Raw genomic sequence first — 21,835 nt, forward strand, 5'->3', positions numbered from 1 at the left:
ACACTCACTATAGGTTAATATTCGTTTTAACTTTGATGCTTATTTTTTTGGATTTAAAATGACCAGTACCCAACAACGTGCATTATTACAGCGCCAGATCTGGCAGATCGCCAACGATGTTCGTGGCGCAGTTGATGGCTGGGATTTTAAACAATATGTACTGGGTACATTGTTCTACCGTTTTATTAGCGAAAACTTTGCTAATTATATTGAAGGTGGCGACGATAGTATTAAATATGCTGAGTTACCTGATAGTGTTATCACAGCTGAAATTAAAGATGATGCAATAAAAACAAAAGGTTACTTTATATCTCCCAGCCAACTATTTGCTAATATTGAAAAAAATGCAAATAACAATGATAACCTAAATATGGATTTGGCAGCTATTTTTTCTGCTATTGAAAGTTCAGCAAATGGCTATCCATCTGAGAAAGATATCAAAGGTTTATTTGCTGACTTTGATACCACCAGTAACCGTTTAGGTAATACAGTTAAAGATAAAAATATACGTTTAGCTGCCGTGCTGAAAGGTGTGGCTGAATTAGATTTTGGTAATGATTTTCAAGATAGCCAAATTGATTTGTTCGGTGATGCTTATGAATATTTAATCTCTAACTATGCTGCAAACGCAGGCAAATCAGGTGGTGAGTTCTTTACACCACAACATGTATCCAAACTGATTGCACAACTTGCGATGCATAAACAAACTCAAGTAAACAAAATTTATGACCCCGCATGTGGTTCAGGGTCTTTACTTCTCCAAGCCAAGAAGCATTTTGACCAACATATTATTGAAGACGGGTTTTTTGGTCAGGAGATCAACCATACGACCTATAACTTGGCGCGTATGAATATGTTCTTGCACAACATTAACTACGACAAATTCAATATACAACTGGGTAATACTTTAACTTCTCCACACTTTGGTGAGGACAAGCCTTTTGATGCGATTGTCTCTAATCCACCTTATTCAGTGAAATGGATAGGTTCGGATGATCCAACTTTAATCAATGATGATCGTTTTGCGCCAGCAGGTGTGCTGGCACCGAAGTCAAAAGCTGACTTTGCTTTTGTCTTGCATGCACTGAGTTACCTTTCTAGCAAGGGACGTGCTGCGATTGTTTGTTTCCCAGGGATTTTTTACCGTGGCGGCGCTGAGCAAAAAATTCGCCAATATTTAGTGAAAAATAATTATGTTGAAACAGTAATTTCACTTGCACCTAACTTATTTTACGGCACAACGATTGCTGTGAATATTTTGGTGTTATCAAAACGTAAAACTGACAATACAACTCAATTTATTGATGCTAGTGGTTTATTTAAGAAAGAAACCAACAATAACATTTTGACCGAAAAACATATTGAACAGATCATGCAGGTGTTTGACTGTAAAGCTGATATAGATCATTTTGCCAAGTCTGTAGCTTCTGAAGTGATTCAAGAAAATGACTACAATTTGTCTGTAAGTAGTTATGTTGAAGCAAAGGATACTCGTGAACAGGTTGATATTACGCAGTTGAATGCCGAGCTTAAAACTACCGTAGCCAAAATTGATCAGCTTCGTAAAGAGATTGATGCGATTGTGGCAGAGATTGGGGGCGAGGCATGAGTTTTTTAGAAAAGTTATTAAACGGCGCAAAGGTGGAATGGAAAACTCTGAGGGATGTTTCAAAAAAAATTACGTCTGGTGGAACTCCTCAAACAGGTGTCGCAGAATATTGGGAAGGAGGGACAATTCCTTGGATGAGTTCGGGTGAGGTTAATCTTGAAACTATATATGAAACTGAGAATTTCATTACTGAAAGTGGGCTACAAAATTCCAGTGCAAAATTTGTTCCAAAAAACTCACTCGTAATTGCTTTGGCGGGGCAAGGGAAAACTCGAGGAAAAGTCGCAAGAACCAGAATTGATTTGACTACTAATCAATCTCTTGCATCAATCATTGTTAAAGATGATATTGTAAATCATGATTATTTGTATCATTTCCTTAAAACTCAATATGAAAATTTGAGACAAATATCATCAGGGAGCGGTACTCGTGGTGGTCTTAATTTACAGATGATTTCGAACTATAAGTTTCCGCTTCCATGCCCAGAAAACCCCACAAAATCACTTGAGATTCAAGCTGAAATCGTTCGTATTTTAGATGCATTTAGCGCCAAGACAGCTGATCTGATCGCTGATCTAACCATCGAAGTTAGTATGTGGAAAAATCAACACAAGTATTATTGTGAGCAGTTGTTGGGTTTTGAAGATGAAATGATTGAGTGGAAGGTGTTGGGGGAGGTCGCTAACTTTACTAATGGCAAAGGACATGAAAAAGATATTGCAGAAGATGGCGAATATATAGTTGTAAACTCAAAATTTATATCTACAAATGGACGAGTTGCGAAATATTCAAACAAGCAGATTTGTCCTCTTTTTATCAATGATATTTTATTGGTAATGAGTGATTTGCCAAATGGCAAAGCACTGGCAAAAACTTTCATTGTTGATGCTGATGATAGATATACATTGAATCAGCGAATTGCTGGAATTAGTGTTAAAAACAAAAGTGAACTACTCCCAGAGTTTTTGTACTACTTCTTAAATCGTAACCCTCAATTACTAAAATGTGATAATGGTGTTGATCAAACAAATTTACGCAAAGATCAAATATTAAGTGTTCAAGTTCCAATGTTATCTATTCCTAAACAAAAGCACATTGTTTCGATCCTCGATAAATTTAATTCTTTTACTGGTGCTATTTGCGACAATTTGTCTTGCGAAATTGAACTTCGTCAAAAGCAGTATGAGTATTACCGTGATTTATTATTAAGTTTTCCTAAGCCTGAAAATGTAGAGGCTTAGAATGAGTAAGACACTATCTGAAATAGCCCAACAACTTAAAGATTCTCAAAAGAAAGTACAATTGATTTATGCCTTTAATGGCACGGGTAAAACACGTCTATCGAGAGAGTTCAAAAATTTAATTGCTCCTAAAAATCAAGACGGTGATGAAAATAATCTTCCACGTCAAAAAGTTTTGTACTACAACGCTTTTACTGAAGATTTGTTTTATTGGAATAATGATTTAGAAGAGGATTTGGAGCCTAAACTCAAAATACAGCCGAATACGTATACAGGATGGTTACTTACACTGCTGAAAGATTTAGGACAAGATGGGAATATTATTAGATATTTTCAGCATTATACAAACGATAAATTGACACCAAATTTCAGTGCGGATTTTACTGAAGTTACTTTTTCTCTTGAGCGTGGTGATGATGAACAATTAGGCAATTTGAAAATATCTAAAGGGGAAGAAAGTAATTTTATTTGGAGTGTTTTTTATACACTTTTAGATCAAGTCATTACAATTCTAAATGTTGTTGAAATTACAGATAGAGAAACTGATAAATTTGATCAACTTGAATATATTTTCATTGATGATCCTGTAAGCTCTTTGGATGAAAATCATCTTATACAATTAGCTGTAAATCTAGGACAATTAATTAAGTCGAGTTCTTCTAATGTTAAATTCATTATTTCTACGCATAATCCATTATTTTATAATGTTATTTATAATGAAGTTAGCGCTAAGAGTGGATATGTTCTAAGCCGTTTTGACGATGGAACATTTGAAATTGAAGAGAAAAAAGGTGATTCAAATAAAAGCTTTTCCTATCATTTGCATATTAAAAAAATCATTGAGCAAGCGATAGAAAGCAATAATGTACAGCGTTATCACTTTGCACTGCTCCGTAATTTATATGAAAAAACTGCCAATTTTTTAGGGTATCAAGGATGGTCTGATTTATTGCCTGGAGATAAGAAAGCTTATGCTAGTCGTATTATGAATTTTTATCCTCACAATACATTATCCAATGAAGAAATTGCGGAGCCAACACCACCTGAGAAAGAAATGGTAGGTCTTCTGCTGCGAAATTTAAATGAATATGGCTATTGGCAACAAGGGGAAACAAATGGTTGATAATACTAAACCCATCGTTGAATCAAACAATTTTATTGTCTTAGATAAATACAGCAAAGATTGGCAAGTCACAGATAGTTATCAAAGCGAAAGTGATCTAGAGCGTGAACTTATACAGGATTTAGTTAATCAAGGCTATGAATTTCTGCACGCATTAAACAGTGCTAAAGCCATGTTTGCAAATGTGCGAGTACAGTTACAGGCTCTCAATAATGTAAAGTTTTCTGATGATGAATGGTCACGTTTTGTAGAAACTTATTTAGATAAACCAAGCGACAGCATTGTAGATAAAACAAGAAAAATTCACGATAACTATATTCATGATTTCGTCTTTGACGATGGTCGTATTCAAAATATCTATTTATTAGATAAAAAGAATATTGCTCGTAATAAAGTACAGGTGATCAAACAGTTTGAGCAAAAGGGCAGTCATGCTAATCGTTACGATGTGACTATTTTGGTCAATGGCTTACCCTTAGTGCAGATTGAGCTAAAAAAACGTGGTATTGCTATAAGAGAAGCCTTTAATCAAGTACATCGTTACAGCAAAGAAAGCTTCAATAGCGAAAACTCTCTTTATAAGTACTTACAGTTGTTTGTCATTTCTAATGGTACAGATACACGATATTTTGCCAATACAACTGCACGTAATAAAAATACCTTTGATTTTACAATGAATTGGGCGAAGTCAGATAACAACCTAATCAAAGATTTAAAGGACTTTGCAGCAACTTTTTTCCAAAAAAACACATTGCTCAATGTGCTGCTCAATTATTCTGTATTTGATGTAAGCGATACTTTACTCGTAATGCGTCCTTATCAGATCGCAGCAACTGAACGTATCTTGTGGAAAGTCAAAAGTTCGTTTGAAACTAAAAACTGGAGCAAAACGGAAAGTGGTGGCTTTATTTGGCATACCACCGGTTCAGGTAAAACATTGACCAGCTTCAAAGCCGCACGTTTGGCGACTGAGCTGGATTATATTGATAAAGTATTCTTTGTGGTGGATCGTAAAGATCTCGATTATCAGACGATGAAGGAGTATCAACGTTTTTCGCCTGATAGTGTTAATGGTTCTGATAGCACCGCAGGCTTAAAACGAAATTTAGATAAAGATGATAATAAAATTATTGTTACCACTATCCAAAAACTAAACAACTTAATGAAAACCGAAAGTGACTTGCCTATCTATTACAAGCAAGTAGTCTTTATTTTTGATGAATGTCATCGTAGTCAGTTTGGTGAGGCACAGAAAAACTTAAAGAAAAAATTCAAAAAGTTTTATCAATTTGGCTTCACAGGTACGCCTATTTTTGCTGGAAAGAATGCCTTGGGGGCGGAAGATACAGCAAGCGTTTTTGGTCGGGAGTTGCATTCGTATGTGATTACAGATGCAATTCGTGATGAGAAAGTATTAAAGTTTAAGGTGGACTATAATGATGTACGTCCACAATTTAAACCCATAGAAACCGAGCAAGATGAGAGAAAGCTGAGTGCGTATGAGAATAAACAAGCTTTATTACATCCAGATCGTATTCGAGAGATTAGTCAGTACATCTTAAATAATTTTCGTCAAAAAACGCATCGTTTACAAGCGAGTAGTAAGGGCTTCAATGCCATGTTTGCTGTGAGTAGTGTCGATGCTGCAAAATTGTATTATGAAGCACTTAAACATTTGCAGGAAAGTAGTGATAAGTCTTTAAAGATAGCAACTATTTTTTCATTTGCTGCCAATGAGGAACAAGATGCAGTTGGTGATATTCAGGACGAAAGTTTTGATGTTTCAGCAATGAATAGCAGTGCTAAAGAATTTTTAAGTTCGGCTGTTGCAGATTATAACGTATTATTTAAAACGAATTTTAGTGTTGATAGTAAAGGATTTCAAAACTATTACCGTGATTTAGCTATGCGTGTAAAAGGTGAAGATTCCTACGGGAAAAAACTATCTGCGGATGAAACAGTTGATCTCCTAATCGTGGTGGGTATGTTTCTTACTGGTTTTGATGCACCTACACTCAACACTTTATTTGTAGATAAAAACTTACGCTATCACGGTTTGATACAGGCTTATTCTCGTACTAATCGTATTTATGATGGAACCAAAACATTTGGTAATATCGTTACTTTCCGTGATTTAGAGCGAGTGACGATCGATGCTATTACTTTATTTGGTAATAGTAATACTAAGAATGTAGTTTTAGAAAAAAGCTATAAAGAATATATGGAGGGCTTTACTGATATATTGACTGGTGAGGCACGGCGTGGTTTTGTCGATGTTGTGAGGGAGCTAGAGCAACGGTTTCCACATCCTGATGAAATTTTTAAAGAATCGGATAAAAAAGCTTTTGCTAAATTATTTGGTGAATATTTACGTGTAGAAAATGTTCTGCAAAACTATGATGAATTCGCGAGTTTAAAAGATTTGCAAAACTTGGAATTGAGTGATTCTGAGGCAGTAGAAACATTCAAGAATAAGCATTACTTAAGTGATGAAGACTTAGCCAAACTGCAAACGATTCATATGCCAGCTGAGCGAAAAATTCAAGATTATCGATCTAGTTATAATGATATTCGTGATTGGTTACGTAGAGAAAAATCAGCTGAGCAAAAAGAAAAATCGAATATTGATTGGGGGGATGTAGTTTTTGAAGTTGACTTATTGAAGTCGCAAGAAATTAACCTAGATTACATTTTAGAGCTAATCTTTGAGAATAATAAGAAAGTGAAAGATAAGGCAACCTTGGTTGAAGATATGCGAAGAGTGATTCGTGCTAGCTTAGGCAATCGAGCTAAAGAAAGCTTAATAGTCGATTTTATTAATCATACTGATTTAGACACGATTGATGATAAAGCTAGTGTGATAGATGCCTTTTTCATTTTTGCGCAATTAGAACAACAGCGTGAAGTGCAGGAATTAATAACTGATGAAAATTTGAATGAGGATGCAGCAAAACGTTACATCATGAGTTCATTGAAGAGGGAGTTTGCTAGTGAAAATGGTACTGAGCTTAATGCAGTTCTGCCAAAGATGAGTCCATTAAATCCGCAGTATTTGACAAAGAAACAAAGTGTTTTTCAAAAAATTGCCATATTAGTTGAAAAATTTAAAGGTGTAGGTGGAAATATTTAATTCCATTTAGTCTCATATAAAGGACTCTATAGGTTGTAAATCTTATAGAGTCCTTTTATTATTAATAACTTATTCTGTAAATATTATTTTTTGCACTCAGCACATGAATAGGGAGAGAAAGGTTTGGATGATTTACAAAATTTAATTTTTAATGTTTTGTCAAAATATCCGAATTTAAAAGGTCGAGAAATTGCTAAAAAAATTAGTAAGGATAGACAAGTAGTAAATGCATTTCTTGATAGAAATAGAGATAAATTTCAGCAAGATGAAAATTACAAATGGAAAAATAAAGAACAAAATACAGTAATTATATTTCCATCAGGTTGGATTAATGCTGAAAAATATGAGCTCATTCTCAAAGGGTATTCCAATCTATTTAATGCAAAGAACATAGTTCAATTTGTATTTGAGCCAGAAACTAAATTCTTGTTAGAATCAATAGCAAGATTTCTTGCATTATCTAATCAACTTTATAATCATGGGGTTAGGGTAGTTATTGATCTTGGGAATTGCAAAGCTTCAATTGGTTACTTGAATAGAGCAGGTTTTTTTGACCTACTATTAGATGGAGTAAAAGTTTTACCCAAAAAACCAAAGTCTTCAACTGCTACTTTATTTAAAGGTAATACTGTTTCGCTAGTAGAATTCGGCTCTATTTCTCCAGTAAGTAAAAATAAGCCTTTAATATTAAATCTTCATTCAAGTTTCGTTAGTAAGACTTCTAATGAATATGATTTAGTTGCTCTAACAATTTTTTCTGAGTTTATTGGTAATATTAGTGAGCACAGTGAATCAAATTTAGATGGTTTTGCAGCTCTTCAAACTTATATGCCAACCCATAAACCAAAACATATTCAAACAGTCATTTCAGATAGCGGTCTCGGTGTTGTAAAAACATTAAGACAAACACTGGAAAATAATTACCCTGATCTGTATGCAAAATTTCCAGACGATGGTGAAGAGAGCGATATTGGCTTAGTCTTTGAAGTGTTTTCGAAAGGAAATATTACAAGGCATGGTAAGGAAAGTGGTAGAGGATTGGGGTTTAAGAGTAGTAGAGAGCAAGCAGCAAAATTTGATGCAGATTTAAGTATTCGTTTAGAAACATTTAATATTCAGTTAATGTACAGAAATGGTTTGCTCGTAAATTATACGATTTCTAAAGGCTTAACCCTTGTGCAAGGGACACATATATGCTTCGATTTTTTTATTGACTGATTCTGATTAATTAGGTTAAATTTAACAGATGAAGAAATCCAATTTAATTAAACTCAGAGATTTTCTTGAAGAGCCTATAGCTATAGGTAATCAAGAAGGTCGAGAAGTTTACCAAGCCCTGTTGAATGATATTGATAACAATCCTCAAATATCAATATTTGAAATATCTCTAGCTGGTGTTGATGCTACGGATGCTTCTTTCCCAAGAGAAAGCATTGTATCTTTAGCAAAAAATTTACGTGGGGAAAAAGCCTTTTATTTAACAAATTTTAAGAATAAGGATTTGATAGATAATTGGCAATATGGTGCAGAGGCTAAAGAGCAACCTTTATTAATCCACCATGAAAGTAAGAAGTTTTGGATAGGGCCAAAAGTTAATTCATCAACACAAGAATTGTTAGACTTTATCTATGAACAGCCTAGAGTCACTACTTCTTTAATTGCAAATCATTTTGACGTTTCCATTCCTAATGCAAGCATGAAGCTAAAAAAGCTTTTTAATCAAGGTTATATTTTAGGTGAAAAAGAAACAGCTTCCTCTGGAGGCCATGAGTTCGTTTATCGAGCAATAAAAGATTAAATAATCTGATTAAACTGATTGACTTAATCAGATTTATTGGGTTATATTACTCAAAAGGGCGATAAGCCCTTTTTGAAATAACCTGATTAATCAGATTAATTTAACCAGAAAATAGGATTAAACTATGGCTACAAATTCTCCATCAGGTGATGGGCATCGTAATGGAATGGTTCGTGACCGTTCTCAAACACAAACTCCAAGTGGTCATTGGGTTAAACGAGACACCGATACTGGACGCTTTATGGATGTTAAAACATCTGAAAAAACACCTTTTAAAGGTGTTCGGAAGGAAAAGTAAACAGTCCGTTTGTGGTCAATGGTTTTCCGAAGCCATTGACTAAATCAATTAATTTTTTATTTAGAGGTTCTTGAAATGGCCCGTAAGCGAACGGTTAACTATGCTGTTGTAGATATCAAACTACTGAAAGAAGGGGTAACACCTGAAACCTATGTAGCTCTTTTTGAAGAGCTTAAGAAGAACTATCGAGAGATTCCTTTAACACGGAATAACTATCTAAAACTTCGTTCAATAAAACCAATTAATGAAGACAATTCAGTGAATGGGTTTACTGGTGAAATTTTTAGAAGTAATGGTCTAACAAGTGACTGGTATGATGAGGAAAAGGATGAAAGGCATAAAAATCAGAATGTTGGTGAAAGCTATATTCCACCAAATCTAAAAGCTAATCCACGGTTTTTCAAATTTGTTTTTTATCCTTTACATCAAAAATTAGTGTGTGAAGTAAAAGACCCAGAAAATGAAATTAGCGTTGGAATTCTTGAAGATTTTTTAAGAAGTCTATTAGTCACTGAAAAATTACAGGCTAAATTTGGGCGAATTGTAGTAAGTACTATCCCAGAGCTAATTACGGCTGAAAAAATAATTCAGTGTAAACAGCTTAAGAAGATTCATCTGAGCATTGAAAAACCATATGTAGAGAATCTTACAGACTTAGAAAGACAGATTCTTTCCGAAATGGAAGAGCAAAACGTTGATGTATATATGCAGACATTTGTTGCTAGTAAAAATGGCTTTTTATCTTTAAATCAAAGAGTAAAAGATTTAGTCAAAATTGCAACGGAATATGGGGTTGTAGAGTATAAAGTTGAAAATGAAGAGGAGCTTATCGAAGACAAAAGTACAGCTGTATCTTATCCTTTGATTGAAAGAGTGCAATACGATCCTGATTTAATGAATCAATCAACTTTGATTCAGTCAAAAGGTTTGGAAATAGCTAGTAATATTAAAAATGGATAACTTAAGCTATATGGGAAGCAAGGATGTTTCTCAAACTATTATTTTTCAATTTAGTTTAGGGGGATTCAATTGGATTTGGTCTTAAAATATTTGCCACTGATTATCTTTATTTATCCGATTTTATCTTGGTTGGATAGTAGAAAACGTTTTACTCATAATGCAAAATTTTATTCTGATAGGGCTGTATCTGTAAAAAGATATGAAGAAGAATGTAGTCGAAAAGGAATTAAAGACCATGAAAAAAGTGCCTTTGCACAAGCTTTGGCTGGCACAGATAAGTTAGGATTTAGAGATATAGATATTATTAAATCAAAATTTCCTGATGCTCTCTTTGTTATGATAAACAATCTGCAAAAGATTAGAAAAAAAGTTTCTATTGAAGTATTGAATGGTGAAGAGGTCTTTGTAGCTAAAAAAACTTTGAAGACAGTAAAATTTAGACCATTCTGGTACTTTATTTTGTATTTTTCTTCAGTACCAATTATTATTTCTAATAGCTTACTAGTGCTGTTGTTTAATAAATTAAGCTGGAATTTAATATTGGTTGATGCAAATACATATCTGTTTGCACAATGGGCTTCATTAATTATTGGGGTTGGAGTAGCTGTGGTTGCAGCAATGAAATTTATTAATAATGAGGTTTTAGTATCTTTGATCAAAGATAAAAAATGGTAATAAGTAAAGATGAATTTGAAAATAGTTTAATCCTAGAATATGAAATTTAAAAGATATTTAGAATCAATGTTGCATCCTATTTTGCATTAATATTGCTGGCGAGTGAAGAAGTTTTTTATTTTTTGAATAGTTCATAGACTACGATTTCTTATCCCTCAACCCATCAATGAAATCAGACCATTCTTGCATCATTTTGATGCGATAGTCTAAGTGTTGAGCATGGTTATAAGCCTGAGAAACGGCATTCCCAACCCGATGTGCCAATTGAATTTCAATCGCATCATGCATATAGCCTTGCTCATGTAAGGTAGTAGATGCTAGCCCACGAAATCCATGACCAGTCATTTTGCCGTTATAACCCATTGTGCGAATCGCGCATAAAAGGGCATTACTACTGATTGGCTTCGCGGTACTGTAGTTATAAAAAACATACTGTTTTATACCTGTAATCGGTTGAACCCTTTCTAGCATCTCCAAAGCTTGTTTTGATAAAGGCACTATATGAGGCATAGCCATTTTCATTTTGTGTGCTGGAATACGCCATAAACGATTCTCATAATCAATCTCATTCCACTCCATCATTCTCAGCTCTGCCGTTCTAACAAAAGTCAGAGTCATGAGCTGTAAGGCAGATCGAATGATAAGGTTGCCGTGGTAGCGATCCATACGTTCAAGAAAGGCAGGAAACTCTGAAATATCCAAACGAGCCATATTCTTGACTTTACGTGGTTTAAGCGCTTCTCCTAAGTGTGGGGTAGGATCATTCTCAATAATACCTTTACGAATCGCAAAGCGGAAAATACGACCAGCTAAAGGGATAGAACGTTTTGCCATTTCCAGCGCACCACGTTCTTCAATTTTTTTTGCACAGGCAAGAACGTCTTTCCCTTTAATTTGGTCAATAGGCATATCGCCTAGAGCAGGGAAGAGATCTTTTTCAAATACCGACAAATCACGTAAATAAGTCGTTTCTTTAATGACTGCTTTACGGTCTCTCATCCATTCCATTGCAAGCGCTCTGAAAAGCGTGCTTTCATCGACCTGCAATTTTTTTTGTTTTTTTGCTTCATTGGGATTAATGCCATCTTTTAATTTTAAACGAGCTTCATCACGGATTCTTCTCGCTTGGGCAAGTGTAGTATCAGGGTATGTACCAATACTGAAAATATTTTCTTTGCCCTGAAAGCGAAATTTCATACGCCAATGCATACCACCTGACGGTGTGACTTCCAGATACATGCCTTTTTCATCAGAATATTTGGTTTTCTTTTCAGCAGGTTTGATCTTTCTGACCTGAGCATCTGTAAGCATTGCAACGCTTCCCGTAGAAATTTGGGGGTATAAAAATGGGGATAATTTATTATACCCCCAGTTATACCCCCAACTATCTCAGGATTCAATAGGGTCAGTTGGAAAACATAAGGCAATAAAAAAAGCCTAAACCCTTTGGATTTAAGCTTTTAGGACTATATGAGATATTATAGAAAGTAAACTTGGCGGTGAGAGAGGGATTCGAACCCTCGATACGCGCAAACGTATACACACTTTCCAGGCGTGCTCCTTCAGCCACTCGGACACCTCACCAAGGTGTGCGATAGTACCCAAAAAAATGCACGCTGCCAAGTTGTAGTCGAACAGATTTGCAGAAAAACTTTTTGGCTAGTGATAATATTGCGCCATATAACGTTCAATTTTGAAGACAACATCATATGCAAAGTACTGCAAAAAAAGCCGCATTGCCCGCGATGACGCTGGCAGCATTAGGGGTGGTATTTGGAGACATTGGAACCAGCCCACTCTATGCAATACGGCAATGCTTTGTCACAGGACATGTTGATATCAGTGAAGGTTCGATTTTAGGTATTCTCTCGCTGATCTTCTGGTGTATGAACCTAACGATTAGTTTTAAGTATGTCTCAATGATCATGCGTGCGGACAACAATGGCGAAGGTGGGATCATGTCACTGCTCGCACTCAACCTGCGTTCCTCGGTTTTTAGTAATAAAAATAAAATCTTTCTGATTGCATTGGGCTTTATCGGAGCATCACTGTTCTTTGGTGATGGGATCATTACCCCCGCAATTTCAGTACTGTCTGCGATTGAAGGTTTGAGTCTGGTGACGCCTGCTTTAGATCGTTGGTTGGTTCCGATTGCTTTAGGTATCCTCACGGCATTATTTATGGTGCAGCGGCATGGTACCGCCACTATGGGGAAATTCTTTGGTCCGATTACACTGTTATGGTTTGCATCTATTGGTCTGATTGGCCTCTGGAGCATTATCCAGACGCCTTATGTCTTGATGATGGTCAATCCGTATTGGGCGTTCCATTTTGTCTTTGATCAACCGACAGTTGCTTTTATCACGATGGGTGCGGTGATTCTGACCATGACCGGTGGTGAGGCGTTGTATGCAGACATGGGACATTTTGGGCGCGTGCCAATTAAACTGGCGTGGTTCTTGGTGGTGTTACCATGTTTATTGCTGAATTATGCAGGTCAAGGTGCATTGCTATTACGCGATGCCAAAGCCATTGAAAACCCGTTCTATTTATTAGTACCAGATTGGGCTTTATTCCCAATGATTGGCTTGGCAACTGCAGCAGCAGTGATTGCCTCGCAAGCAGTAATCACAGGTGTATTTTCGATGGCGAATCAAGCCATTCAATTACGCTATTTACCGCGCTTAACCGTGCACCATACCTCGGATGTAGAACAAGGTCAGATTTATTTGCCTTTTATTAACTGGGTGCTGTTTATCTCGGTAGTGATCTTGATTTTACTGTTTGAAAGCAGTGCAGAATTGGCAAGTGCTTACGGTGTAGCGGTAACGATGACCATGCTCTGCGGAACGATTTTAATCTCGACTTTGGCCTATGGGGTGTGGCGTTGGCCATTGTGGAAAGTGGCGTTATTTGCGGTGCCATTCCTGATTATTGATTTAATTTTTGTGGGTTCAACCTCATTGAAAATCCTCTCAGGCGGTTGGGTGCCGATCTTGATTGGTGTGGTGGTATATACCATTTTGATGACGTGGAAGCGTGGTCGAGAAATTGTCTATAATCGTATGGAAACCAATGCTTTGCCAATTGAATTGTTTATCAAAAGTATTGGTATGAGCAAAGAAACCCATTTCGTACCAGGCGAAGCGATTTTCTTAACAGGTACACCGAATATTGTGCCGCATGCGATGTTACACAACATCAAGCACAATAAAGTGCTGCATGAACGTAATGTGATGGTCACGGTCTATACTCAAGATATTCCGTATGTAGCTGAAGCAGATCGCTTAAAAGTTGAAAAACTGGATGAGCATTTTTATCGAATTTATATGTACTACGGATTTAAAGATCAGCCGAATGTACCAAATGCATTAGAACAAGCCTATAAGGAGCTTGGTTTTGAATTCGATATGATGCAAATGAGTTTCTTCATTTCACGTGATCGTATCGTGCATACCGTGGGTGATGGCATGTCACCATGGCGTGAAAAGTTATTCATCTCGATGCAGCGTAATACCAGTCCTGTCAGTGACTTCTATCAGATTCCAACCAACCGTGTGGTGGAGTTAGGCAGTCAGATCGAAATTTAAGAAAAACGTATAAAAAAGGCACCTGAGCGTGCCTTTTTTATTGTCTGTAGATCAAGTGTACAGATTTGCGACATAAAGTGTCGCTCTGGGCTGAAACTCAATATACACAGGGCTTTTGAGTTGTTAAGCTGCGCGTTCATATTGATTTTGATGTAGTTATGGCAAAGAGACCAACTCGAAAGAGTAAAACACCATTTGCTTTTTTGAGCCAAAATATTGGAAAGATGGTGTTGGCTTTGGTCGCGACAGGAAGTTTTGCGATCGCATTTGGTAGTGAAAAAATTTCGAAGTTGATGCCATTTCAATCCAGTAATGGTGCTTGTTTAAAGCAATTTTATCGTGATGTTCCACCGTTATTAAGCAAAGACAGTCTGAAAAAAGACAGCTATGCCTTGTGCTTTAATGATTTTAATGTGATGTATTCAGGTATTTCCAAGACCCCATTATGGACAGCAGAATATCTGACGCCTGAACGCTTAAGCATCAAAATTAAACGTGAAGATAATTTCCACGAAGAAACACGGGTCAAACTTGCACATCGTGCGTTGTTATCTGACTATCGTGGCTCGGGCTATGACCGTGGGCATATGGCACCCAATGGTGATATGAATAATACTGCGGCACAGTATGACAGCTTTTCTTTAGCCAATATGGTTCCGCAAGCACCTAAAAATAATCAGGAAGTTTGGCGTAAGTTAGAAGAAGCGGTACGTTCAGTTGTGACCAAACAACATAAAGATGCCTATGTACTGACAGGGCCAGTATTTGAAGGTAAACGCCTGAAAACCATTGGTAAGGGCGTGATTGTGCCGACTGCGGTATATAAAGCGGTGTATTTACCCAAGCAAGGGATTATTGGTGCTTACTATGCGCCAAATAATAATTCTCAGCAGGTCAAAGTGGTCAGTGTTTGCTATTTGGAAGAGAAACTTGGCATCAACTTGTTCCCTCAATTGACGGAACAACAGAAGCGTAATGTTTATCAATTGCCACTTTCTGCAGTACAAGTAAAGCCGAATAAAGACATCAGTTATTCGCATTGGGATGGACAGAGTCAGTGTGCAGAAGAAGCTAAAACGGATGCCATTCAAGTGCAGCAACGTGAATTTACTTCACAGCAAACCGAGGCCGCAGAAAGCAAATTCCCACAAATTGATGAAGAGACCAAACAAGCCTTGATCAATCAATTGGTAAATGCATTGCTGCAGTATTTCTTACAAATGTTGAGATAATGTAGAACATCTTGCAAAGTCATCCTGCATGGATCATGTTGTGGGATAGACAACAACAATGAGAGAAAAAAGATGTTTAAGCCTTTTGAACAGGGTGATGAATCTTCAGCAATTTATGATCTGACTTTGGAAAATCAGGTCGATTGCGTGAGCTTATATGGCAATTTACAGATTACCAAAGATCAGGCAGGGCTGAAAACGGCAAAGGCATTGCAAAGCTTTATTAATGATGTGGTTGCCGCTTTGGAGAAAGAACAACTTCCTGAACAGATTGATAGAAAGCCTGAGCAGGACATTGAGAATCCATTCTTATAAATAAAAACCAGCCTCTAACGGCTGGTTTTTTATGGGATGTATCGTGCTTAGTCTTTCTCGCTGCCCACGAATTTGTAGATCACTGCACCAATGATGGCACCGATGATTGGTGCAACCCAGAACAACCAAAGTTGGCTGATTGCTGCGGTCTCAGCAAATAACGCAACTGCCGTACTACGTGCAGGGTTAACAGATGTGTTGGTGACTGGAATACTGATCAAGTGGATCAATGTTAAAGCTAAACCGATTGCAATTGGCGCAAAACCAGCAGGTGCACGACGATCCGTTGCTCCCATAATCACGATTAAGAAGAATGCAGTTAAAACAACTTCAATCAAGAATGCTGACGCAACAGAGAAATGGTTTGGAGAGAGTTCACCATAACCATTGCTTGCGAAACCGCCAGTACCAGCAAAACCAGCTTGACCTTGTACGATGATGTACAGCACGAATGCTGCAAGCGCACCACCAATCACTTGAGACACGATATAAGGGACTAAATCTTTAGAGTCAAAACGTCCACCTACCCATAAACCAACACTGACAGCTGGGTTAAAGTGACCACCAGAAATATGACCGAAAGCGTAAGCACCTGTCAAAACAGTTAAACCAAACGCTAATGCAACACCTAAGAAGCCAATGCCAAGTTCTGGAAATGCAGCTGCAAGCACAGCACTACCACAACCACCAAAAACAAGCCAAAAGGTTCCCAAAAATTCTGCTAAATATTTGTTCATTGTTATCACCACATCAGTTATAAAAAATAAAAAAGCAAGCATCCAAAATTTATTATGGATATGTTTAACCTGCGTGAAAAAATTGTGAACTAATTCACATAGGTATATAGGCTCTTATATAAAACGGGCAAAAAAATCGATCAGTTGCGAAACCGTTAGTTCGTCAGTATTTTTATTACGAATTGTAAGTTATGTTGTTGTTTCGCCACTGTTGCGGGGTTTGCCCCGTCCAAATCTTAAAAGCTCGCTGAAAAGCACTTTGTTCAGAATAACAGAGTAGCAGTGCGATTTCTTGCAAACTCAGATGAGGATCTTTTAAATATTCGGTCGCCAGCATAAAACGTACTTGCTGCACCCGCTCCTGAAAGGTGGTGTTCTGTTGTTGTAAATGACGCTGTAATTGACGCACAGAAAGGCCAAGTTTTTCGGCGATAAAATCGATTTGATATTGGTTTTTTTGTAGACCTGTCAAAATGGCATGTTGTAGCCGTTGATCCAGTTGAGTCGAATTAGGCAGTTTATCTAGCAAGGCTTGGGCTTGCTGTAACAGCAATTGCTGTAGGGTGTGATCACCTGTTCGCAGTGGCTTAAAAGCTTCGCTGACTGGTAATAACAGTTGGGTTTTGGGTTGTTCAAAACGGACTTTACAATGAAAATACTGCTCATAAATGCTGATGTTTTTTGGCGCGGCGTTAACGAAATGCACTTCATGCAAATGAATCGTGTCACCCGACATAAACAGTTTAAGGAACTGTACCATCAGGGCAATTGCAATTTCATCGGTCAGTTGGGTCGGATGTGGTTCAGGAGCTTCCCAACGAATTGACGCATAGGGAGGATTAAATTCAACCACTAAGGGGCTGCCATCATAAATCAGGCGATGAAAATCATGATAGCGTGCCAAAGCTTCACCGAGGTTTTCACAGGATAAAGCCAGATAGGCAATGATACCTAAGTGTTTGGGTTGTACATATGCTGCGATTTCCAAGCCTAGACCACTCTTCGGATGCAGTCGGTTTAGATCTTCTAGCAAATCTCGCCAAATCACATAATCAAAGCGCTCTAGGTTTTGAACCTGTTGTAATTGTTCAGGAATATGGATGTTCTCTGCTTCGCAATATGCTTTTAATAAATGCCCCAAACCACCAAAAACAGAGCCTGTATAGTTCTTGAGTTGAGACATCCTGTCCACTCCTTATCTTGTCGTGTTTTGTCAATATAAATATATCGTATCGTCAATACTTCGCCTACAAAAATTTATATCTTTAATAAAAATAAGGAAACATTTGGAGAAAACCATGATTAAGGGTTTTATCGCAGGTTTGGCTGTTGCAAATGCCTTTGAATGGTTTGCACATAAATACATTTTGCATGGGGTACATCGTCCGGGGCAGCCACGTTATAGCCCTGTACCGAAAAGCATGGAATCGCACTGGGCGCATCATCGTGAAGTACGTAAACAGCAGTTTTCGGATGATTGCTATGTTGAGGGCGTGGAGCATTGGCGTACCCGTAATGAAATCATGTCATTGGCTGTCGTGGCAGGCGTTGCCAGTGTGGCGTTTTATCCAATTTCAAAAGGCATGTCTTTGGCAGCACTGTATAGTGCAGGCAACTATTATTATGTACATCGTCGTGCACACTTAGAGCCAGATTGGGCAAAACGAACCATTCCTTGGCATTATGATCATCATATGAATTCAAACCAAGATGCCAACTGGTGTGTGACGCGTCCATGGTTTGATTATGTGATGGGTACCCGTGTGGTGTCTTCTGCGGATTTAAAAGAGGCTAATCCATTAGGTATTGCATTGCCAGCAGCTTTGTCTAAAGCATTGACGCAAGCGATTGAATCCGTTTTTCCTGCAAAATGGGTCGAGCAAAAACCAAAATTGGTGGAAGCACCTGTAGCTGAGCAACCGCAAAAACAATCGCAAGAATCGGTGGCCTAAATTCGATTGATCTAGTGGGCTGAGCAGGCTTTTATTGACAAATCATGACGATAAAAATAGAGGTATGTCGTGAATTGTCAATAAAATTGGTTTTTAATGTCAATATCTTTACTCTTTTTCTCGCTAATTTAGCTCAAGCATTTTAAATGCTCAGAATTTGTTCAAAATAATGATATTGTGCTTACCCTCTAGCGTTGTATAACGCAGTTTCCATACCTTGCTCAGCAAGGTATTTTTTTATCTGTATACAGCTATTTTTAAATAAAAAAACCTTTCGCCCGAGAGGTTTTTTATGGCTCATCTAATTAAAGACGCATCTCAATGCCTTGTGCGGCAAGATATTGTTTTGCTTCTGGAATGGTGTGTTGGCCAAAGTGGAAAATAGAAGCAGCAAGTACAGCATCTGCACCGCCTTTTAAGATGCCATCGGCCAAATGCTGTAAGTTGCCTACACCACCTGAAGCGATGGTCGGGATATTGACGCGATCATTGATCTGACGCATCAAGGCAATGTCATAACCTGCTTTGGTGCCATCGGCATCCATACTGGTAATCAGCAGTTCGCCTGCACCGAAGTCGGCCATTTTCACCGCCCATTCAATCGCATCGATGCCTGTTGGCTTACGACCGCCGTGGGTAAAAATTTCCCACTTGTTCTCGCCGGTTTTTTTCGCATCAATCGCGACCACGATGCATTGCGCACCAAAGCGTTGTGAAGCTTCTTGGACAAACTCAGGAGTAAACACGGCAGCCGAGTTGATACTGACTTTATCGGCACCTGCATTTAACAATAAACGGATATCTTCAACTTTACGGACACCACCACCCACAGTTAAGGGTACAAAAACGCTTTCTGCCATGCGTTCTACGGTACGGTAAGTGGTGTCGCGTCCATGATGGGTAGCAGTAATATCTAAAAAGGTAATTTCATCGGCACCTTGTTCGTTATAACGACGGGCGACTTCAACAGGGTCACCTGCGTCACGAATATCAAGGAATTGAACGCCTTTGACGACTCGACCATTATCAACATCTAAGCAAGGGATAATACGTTTTGCGAGCATAAAATTTTCCAAAAAATCGCCAATAAAGAAAGGGGTGCTACACCTTCATGGAGGGAACAGGTATTCTATCAAACTTCACAGCTATTTTTTGCAGGTTTTCCATGTCGGTTTATACCCCGTTGAGTTTAGAAGAAGTTCAAGCCTTTGCTGAGCCTTATGGTTTAGCGGTGATTGACCTGATTCCAATCCAAGGCGGTATTCAAAACACCAATTATTTTTTGGTGGATCAATCACAGAAACACTATGTTTTAACGGTTTTTGAAGAATTAGATGCTGAAGGTGCAGGTGAGTTGGTACCTGTACTGGATTGTTTGGGTGAGGCAGGTGTGCCTGTGGCAGTGCCTTTAAAGCATAGTGGGCAGGCCATTCATACTATTGCAGATAAACCTGCACAAATTGCGCCACGCTTGATGGGTGAGCATCCAGAAGATGCCAGCATTATCCAAATTCAGGCGATTGCACAAGCACAGGCAAAATTGCATTTGGCCTTACACGGCTTTCCTTTAGAACGTGATTTTAATCGTAATCATCAATATTGGTCAGATGTCGCTGAGCAACTTAAGCCACAAATGAATGCGCAAGATCAGGAATTATTAGCTCAGGTGTTTCAGCAGTTTGCGGCAATTACCCAACAGCATCCAGACCGTCCTACGGGCTTTATTCATTCAGATTTATTCAGAGATAACACCTTGTTTGAAGGCGATCAATTACAGGGTATTCTTGATTTTTATGAATTGAATCAAGATGAATGGTTATTTGATATTGCGATTAGTATCAATGATTTCTGTACTGCCTATCCACAAGCGCATTTAGATTCAGCCAAGGCCGATGCCTTTCTTGCAGCTTATCAAAGCATTCGTCAACTGACCGTTGATGAGTTAGCTTGTTTAAATATTTTCTTGGCGATGGCGGCGTGCCGTTTCTGGAGTATGCGTTTACAAGTGGCGCAGAAAAATGCCGAGCAAGGGCGCACAGGTGATGATATTTTGCAAAAAGATCCGCTGGAAATGCGCATGATGTTACAAGACCGTTTACAACGAATCACAGCTTAGGAAACAGACATGCGAGATCAAGGTCGTTTAGTTGAGTGGTTTGATGATAAAGGCTATGGCTTTATCCAACCCAATGACACAGCAAAAGATCGTGTCTTTATCCATATCAAAGACTTTGCTCGCACAGGGCCGCGACCCTTGGTCGGTTGTGCCTTGGAATATGTTGTGATTCTGGATGAGCGCGGCCGTTATCGCGCTCAACAGGCGACGTATTTGAAAGCATCGCAGGTGATTGAACATCGTGCTCGTCCGAGTCAGCCTCAACCGTCGAAACGCTGGTCTGCGATGCAGATTGGTATCGTGATTTATATTGTCTTTATGCTGATCGCAAGCTTTAGTAAATTGCTGCCGCCGTATACTTTATTATTTGTTAGCTTGATGAATGTATTGAGTTATTGGTTGTATGCACAAGATAAAGAAGCCGCTCAGTTGGGCAATCGACGTATTCCAGAGCAGACTTTGCATATCGTGGATTCTTTGGGTGGATGGTGCGGTGGTTGGCTTGCTCAGCAAAAACTGAGACATAAAACACAAAAACAACCGTTTCGTAAGATTTATTTCTGTACCATAGTCTTCCATATACTATTGATATGTTGGTTAATTTCTCCGCTCAATGTGTTCTATTGATTGAGGGAGTTTGTTTCTGGAGATAAATAAAAATGAATTATTCCGTTGATCAAGATCCAAATCGTACTTTGACTTTGGTGCTGTATGTACTTTATATCATTGCGATTTTTACTGGTGGTCTATTGGCAATCATTGCCTTGATCATCAACTATGTAAAACGCAGTGATGTACAGGGTTCGATTTTTGAAAGCCACTTTACTTGGCAAATCCGCACCTTCTGGTGGTATTTGGCTTGGAATATTATTGCCTTTATTCCGTTCTCATTCCTGTTCTTTACTGGTGATAACGGCACGGCCTTTGCAGGCGTTGCGGTTTCTGCAACCACTTTTGCCTTTGCGGTAATTTTTGGTGCATGGATCTGGATTGTTTATCGTGCCATCCGTGGTCTGATTGCCTTAAATGACAATAAGCCGATGTATCAAGACTAAGGTC

At 38.1% G+C, this 21,835-nt stretch carries 20 protein-coding genes and 1 tRNA gene; 16 read left to right on the top strand and 5 right to left on the bottom strand.

The features are described from left to right. Positions 1 to 58 precede the first annotated feature (58 nt). The 9 genes from FPL17_RS15280 to FPL17_RS15315 all read left to right on the top strand — a co-directional run bounded on the left by FPL17_RS15280 (position 59) and on the right by FPL17_RS15315 (position 10,834). Positions 59 to 1,609 carry a type I restriction-modification system subunit M gene (locus FPL17_RS15280; RefSeq protein WP_159885984.1) on the top strand — a complete coding sequence of 517 codons (1,551 nt, stop codon included), beginning with the start codon at positions 59 to 61 and terminating at the stop codon, positions 1,607 to 1,609. Then, on the top strand, positions 1,606 to 2,850 hold the full coding sequence (locus FPL17_RS15285) for a restriction endonuclease subunit S (protein WP_159885986.1): 1,245 nt from the start codon (positions 1,606 to 1,608) through the stop codon (positions 2,848 to 2,850). Before FPL17_RS15280 ends, FPL17_RS15285 begins: the two co-directional genes overlap by 4 nt. 1 nt (position 2,851) lies before the next feature. Further along, positions 2,852 to 3,973: an ATP-binding protein gene (locus FPL17_RS15290; protein ID WP_159885988.1), complete on the top strand. Its 1,122-nt coding sequence runs from the start codon at positions 2,852 to 2,854 to the stop codon at positions 3,971 to 3,973. Beyond that, on the top strand, positions 3,966 to 7,103 hold the full coding sequence (locus FPL17_RS15295) for a type I restriction endonuclease subunit R (protein WP_159886884.1): 3,138 nt from the start codon (positions 3,966 to 3,968) through the stop codon (positions 7,101 to 7,103). Before FPL17_RS15290 ends, FPL17_RS15295 begins: the two co-directional genes overlap by 8 nt. A 123-nt stretch (positions 7,104 to 7,226) precedes the next feature. Continuing rightward, positions 7,227 to 8,321 (top strand): ATP-binding protein, encoded by a 1,095-nt coding sequence (locus FPL17_RS15300; protein WP_159885990.1) that lies wholly within the window; start codon positions 7,227 to 7,229, stop codon positions 8,319 to 8,321. A gap of 28 nt (positions 8,322 to 8,349) precedes the next feature. Next, the gene (locus FPL17_RS15305) at positions 8,350 to 8,901 is read left to right on the top strand and encodes a helix-turn-helix domain-containing protein (RefSeq protein WP_159885992.1); all 552 of its coding nucleotides are present in this window, start codon (positions 8,350 to 8,352) and stop codon (positions 8,899 to 8,901) included. Positions 8,902 to 9,025: 124 nt separating this feature from the next. Further along, positions 9,026 to 9,199 carry a hypothetical protein gene (locus FPL17_RS18815; protein ID WP_167515375.1) on the top strand — a complete coding sequence of 58 codons (174 nt, stop codon included), beginning with the start codon at positions 9,026 to 9,028 and terminating at the stop codon, positions 9,197 to 9,199. Between the two features lie 75 nt (positions 9,200 to 9,274). Further along, positions 9,275 to 10,159 carry a DUF4747 family protein gene (locus tag FPL17_RS15310; protein ID WP_159885994.1) on the top strand — a complete coding sequence of 295 codons (885 nt, stop codon included), beginning with the start codon at positions 9,275 to 9,277 and terminating at the stop codon, positions 10,157 to 10,159. A gap of 69 nt (positions 10,160 to 10,228) precedes the next feature. Beyond that, on the top strand, positions 10,229 to 10,834 hold the full coding sequence (locus FPL17_RS15315; protein WP_228277575.1) for a hypothetical protein: 606 nt from the start codon (positions 10,229 to 10,231) through the stop codon (positions 10,832 to 10,834). Between the two features lie 138 nt (positions 10,835 to 10,972). On the opposite strand, the gene FPL17_RS15320 is transcribed toward FPL17_RS15315, so the two are convergent. Continuing rightward, a complete protein-coding gene (locus FPL17_RS15320; protein ID WP_159885996.1) occupies positions 10,973 to 12,145 on the bottom strand; it encodes a tyrosine-type recombinase/integrase in 1,173 nt (390 codons plus the stop codon). Between the two features lie 183 nt (positions 12,146 to 12,328). Beyond that, a tRNA-Ser gene (locus FPL17_RS15325) sits at positions 12,329 to 12,418 on the bottom strand. A 125-nt stretch (positions 12,419 to 12,543) separates the two neighbouring features. Here FPL17_RS15325 and FPL17_RS15330 point away from each other — a divergent pair. The 3 genes from FPL17_RS15330 to FPL17_RS15340 all read left to right on the top strand — a co-directional run bounded on the left by FPL17_RS15330 (position 12,544) and on the right by FPL17_RS15340 (position 15,971). Next, complete coding sequence (locus tag FPL17_RS15330; protein ID WP_004657295.1) at positions 12,544 to 14,424, top strand: potassium transporter Kup; 1,881 nt, start codon at positions 12,544 to 12,546, stop codon at positions 14,422 to 14,424. 158 nt (positions 14,425 to 14,582) lie between these two features. Beyond that, on the top strand, positions 14,583 to 15,656 hold the full coding sequence (locus FPL17_RS15335) for a DNA/RNA non-specific endonuclease (RefSeq protein ID WP_159885998.1): 1,074 nt from the start codon (positions 14,583 to 14,585) through the stop codon (positions 15,654 to 15,656). A 72-nt stretch (positions 15,657 to 15,728) separates the two neighbouring features. Beyond that, positions 15,729 to 15,971, top strand: coding sequence for a hypothetical protein (locus FPL17_RS15340; protein ID WP_005185690.1), 243 nt, complete (start codon positions 15,729 to 15,731; stop codon positions 15,969 to 15,971). Between the two features lie 47 nt (positions 15,972 to 16,018). Here FPL17_RS15340 and aqpZ read toward each other — a convergent pair whose 3' ends face one another. Together aqpZ and FPL17_RS15350 are read right to left on the bottom strand one after the other, a co-directional pair. Continuing rightward, complete coding sequence (aqpZ, locus tag FPL17_RS15345; protein ID WP_159886000.1) at positions 16,019 to 16,708, bottom strand: aquaporin Z; 690 nt, start codon at positions 16,706 to 16,708, stop codon at positions 16,019 to 16,021. Between the two features lie 175 nt (positions 16,709 to 16,883). Then, on the bottom strand, positions 16,884 to 17,891 hold the full coding sequence (locus tag FPL17_RS15350; RefSeq protein ID WP_159886002.1) for an AraC family transcriptional regulator: 1,008 nt from the start codon (positions 17,889 to 17,891) through the stop codon (positions 16,884 to 16,886). Positions 17,892 to 18,006: 115 nt separating this feature from the next. Here FPL17_RS15350 and FPL17_RS15355 point away from each other — a divergent pair, with 115 nt between their 5' ends. After that, positions 18,007 to 18,660 carry a sterol desaturase family protein gene (locus FPL17_RS15355; protein WP_005185684.1) on the top strand — a complete coding sequence of 218 codons (654 nt, stop codon included), beginning with the start codon at positions 18,007 to 18,009 and terminating at the stop codon, positions 18,658 to 18,660. Positions 18,661 to 18,965: 305 nt separating this feature from the next. Here the strand turns inward: FPL17_RS15355 and hisF are convergent, their stop codons facing one another. Beyond that, entirely contained in the window at positions 18,966 to 19,724 is a 759-nt protein-coding gene (hisF, locus tag FPL17_RS15360) for an imidazole glycerol phosphate synthase subunit HisF (RefSeq protein WP_004657307.1), read from the bottom strand. Positions 19,725 to 19,825: 101 nt separating this feature from the next. On the opposite strand from hisF, the gene FPL17_RS15365 reads away from it, so the two are divergent. From FPL17_RS15365 to FPL17_RS15375, 3 genes are read left to right on the top strand one after another with little or no spacing between them, the layout of a single operon-like run. Next, positions 19,826 to 20,776, top strand: a complete 951-nt coding sequence (locus FPL17_RS15365) for a homoserine kinase (protein WP_159886004.1) — start codon at positions 19,826 to 19,828, stop codon at positions 20,774 to 20,776. A 9-nt stretch (positions 20,777 to 20,785) separates the two neighbouring features. After that, positions 20,786 to 21,403, top strand: coding sequence for a DUF1294 domain-containing protein (locus FPL17_RS15370; RefSeq protein ID WP_004803792.1), 618 nt, complete (start codon positions 20,786 to 20,788; stop codon positions 21,401 to 21,403). Between the two features lie 32 nt (positions 21,404 to 21,435). Beyond that, entirely contained in the window at positions 21,436 to 21,831 is a 396-nt protein-coding gene (locus FPL17_RS15375; protein ID WP_005185677.1) for a DUF4870 family protein, read from the top strand. Positions 21,832 to 21,835: the final 4 nt, after the last annotated feature.

Origin of the sequence: Acinetobacter dispersus, assembly GCF_009884975.1 — a bacterium.
GTDB classification, from domain to species: domain Bacteria; phylum Pseudomonadota; class Gammaproteobacteria; order Pseudomonadales; family Moraxellaceae; genus Acinetobacter; species Acinetobacter dispersus.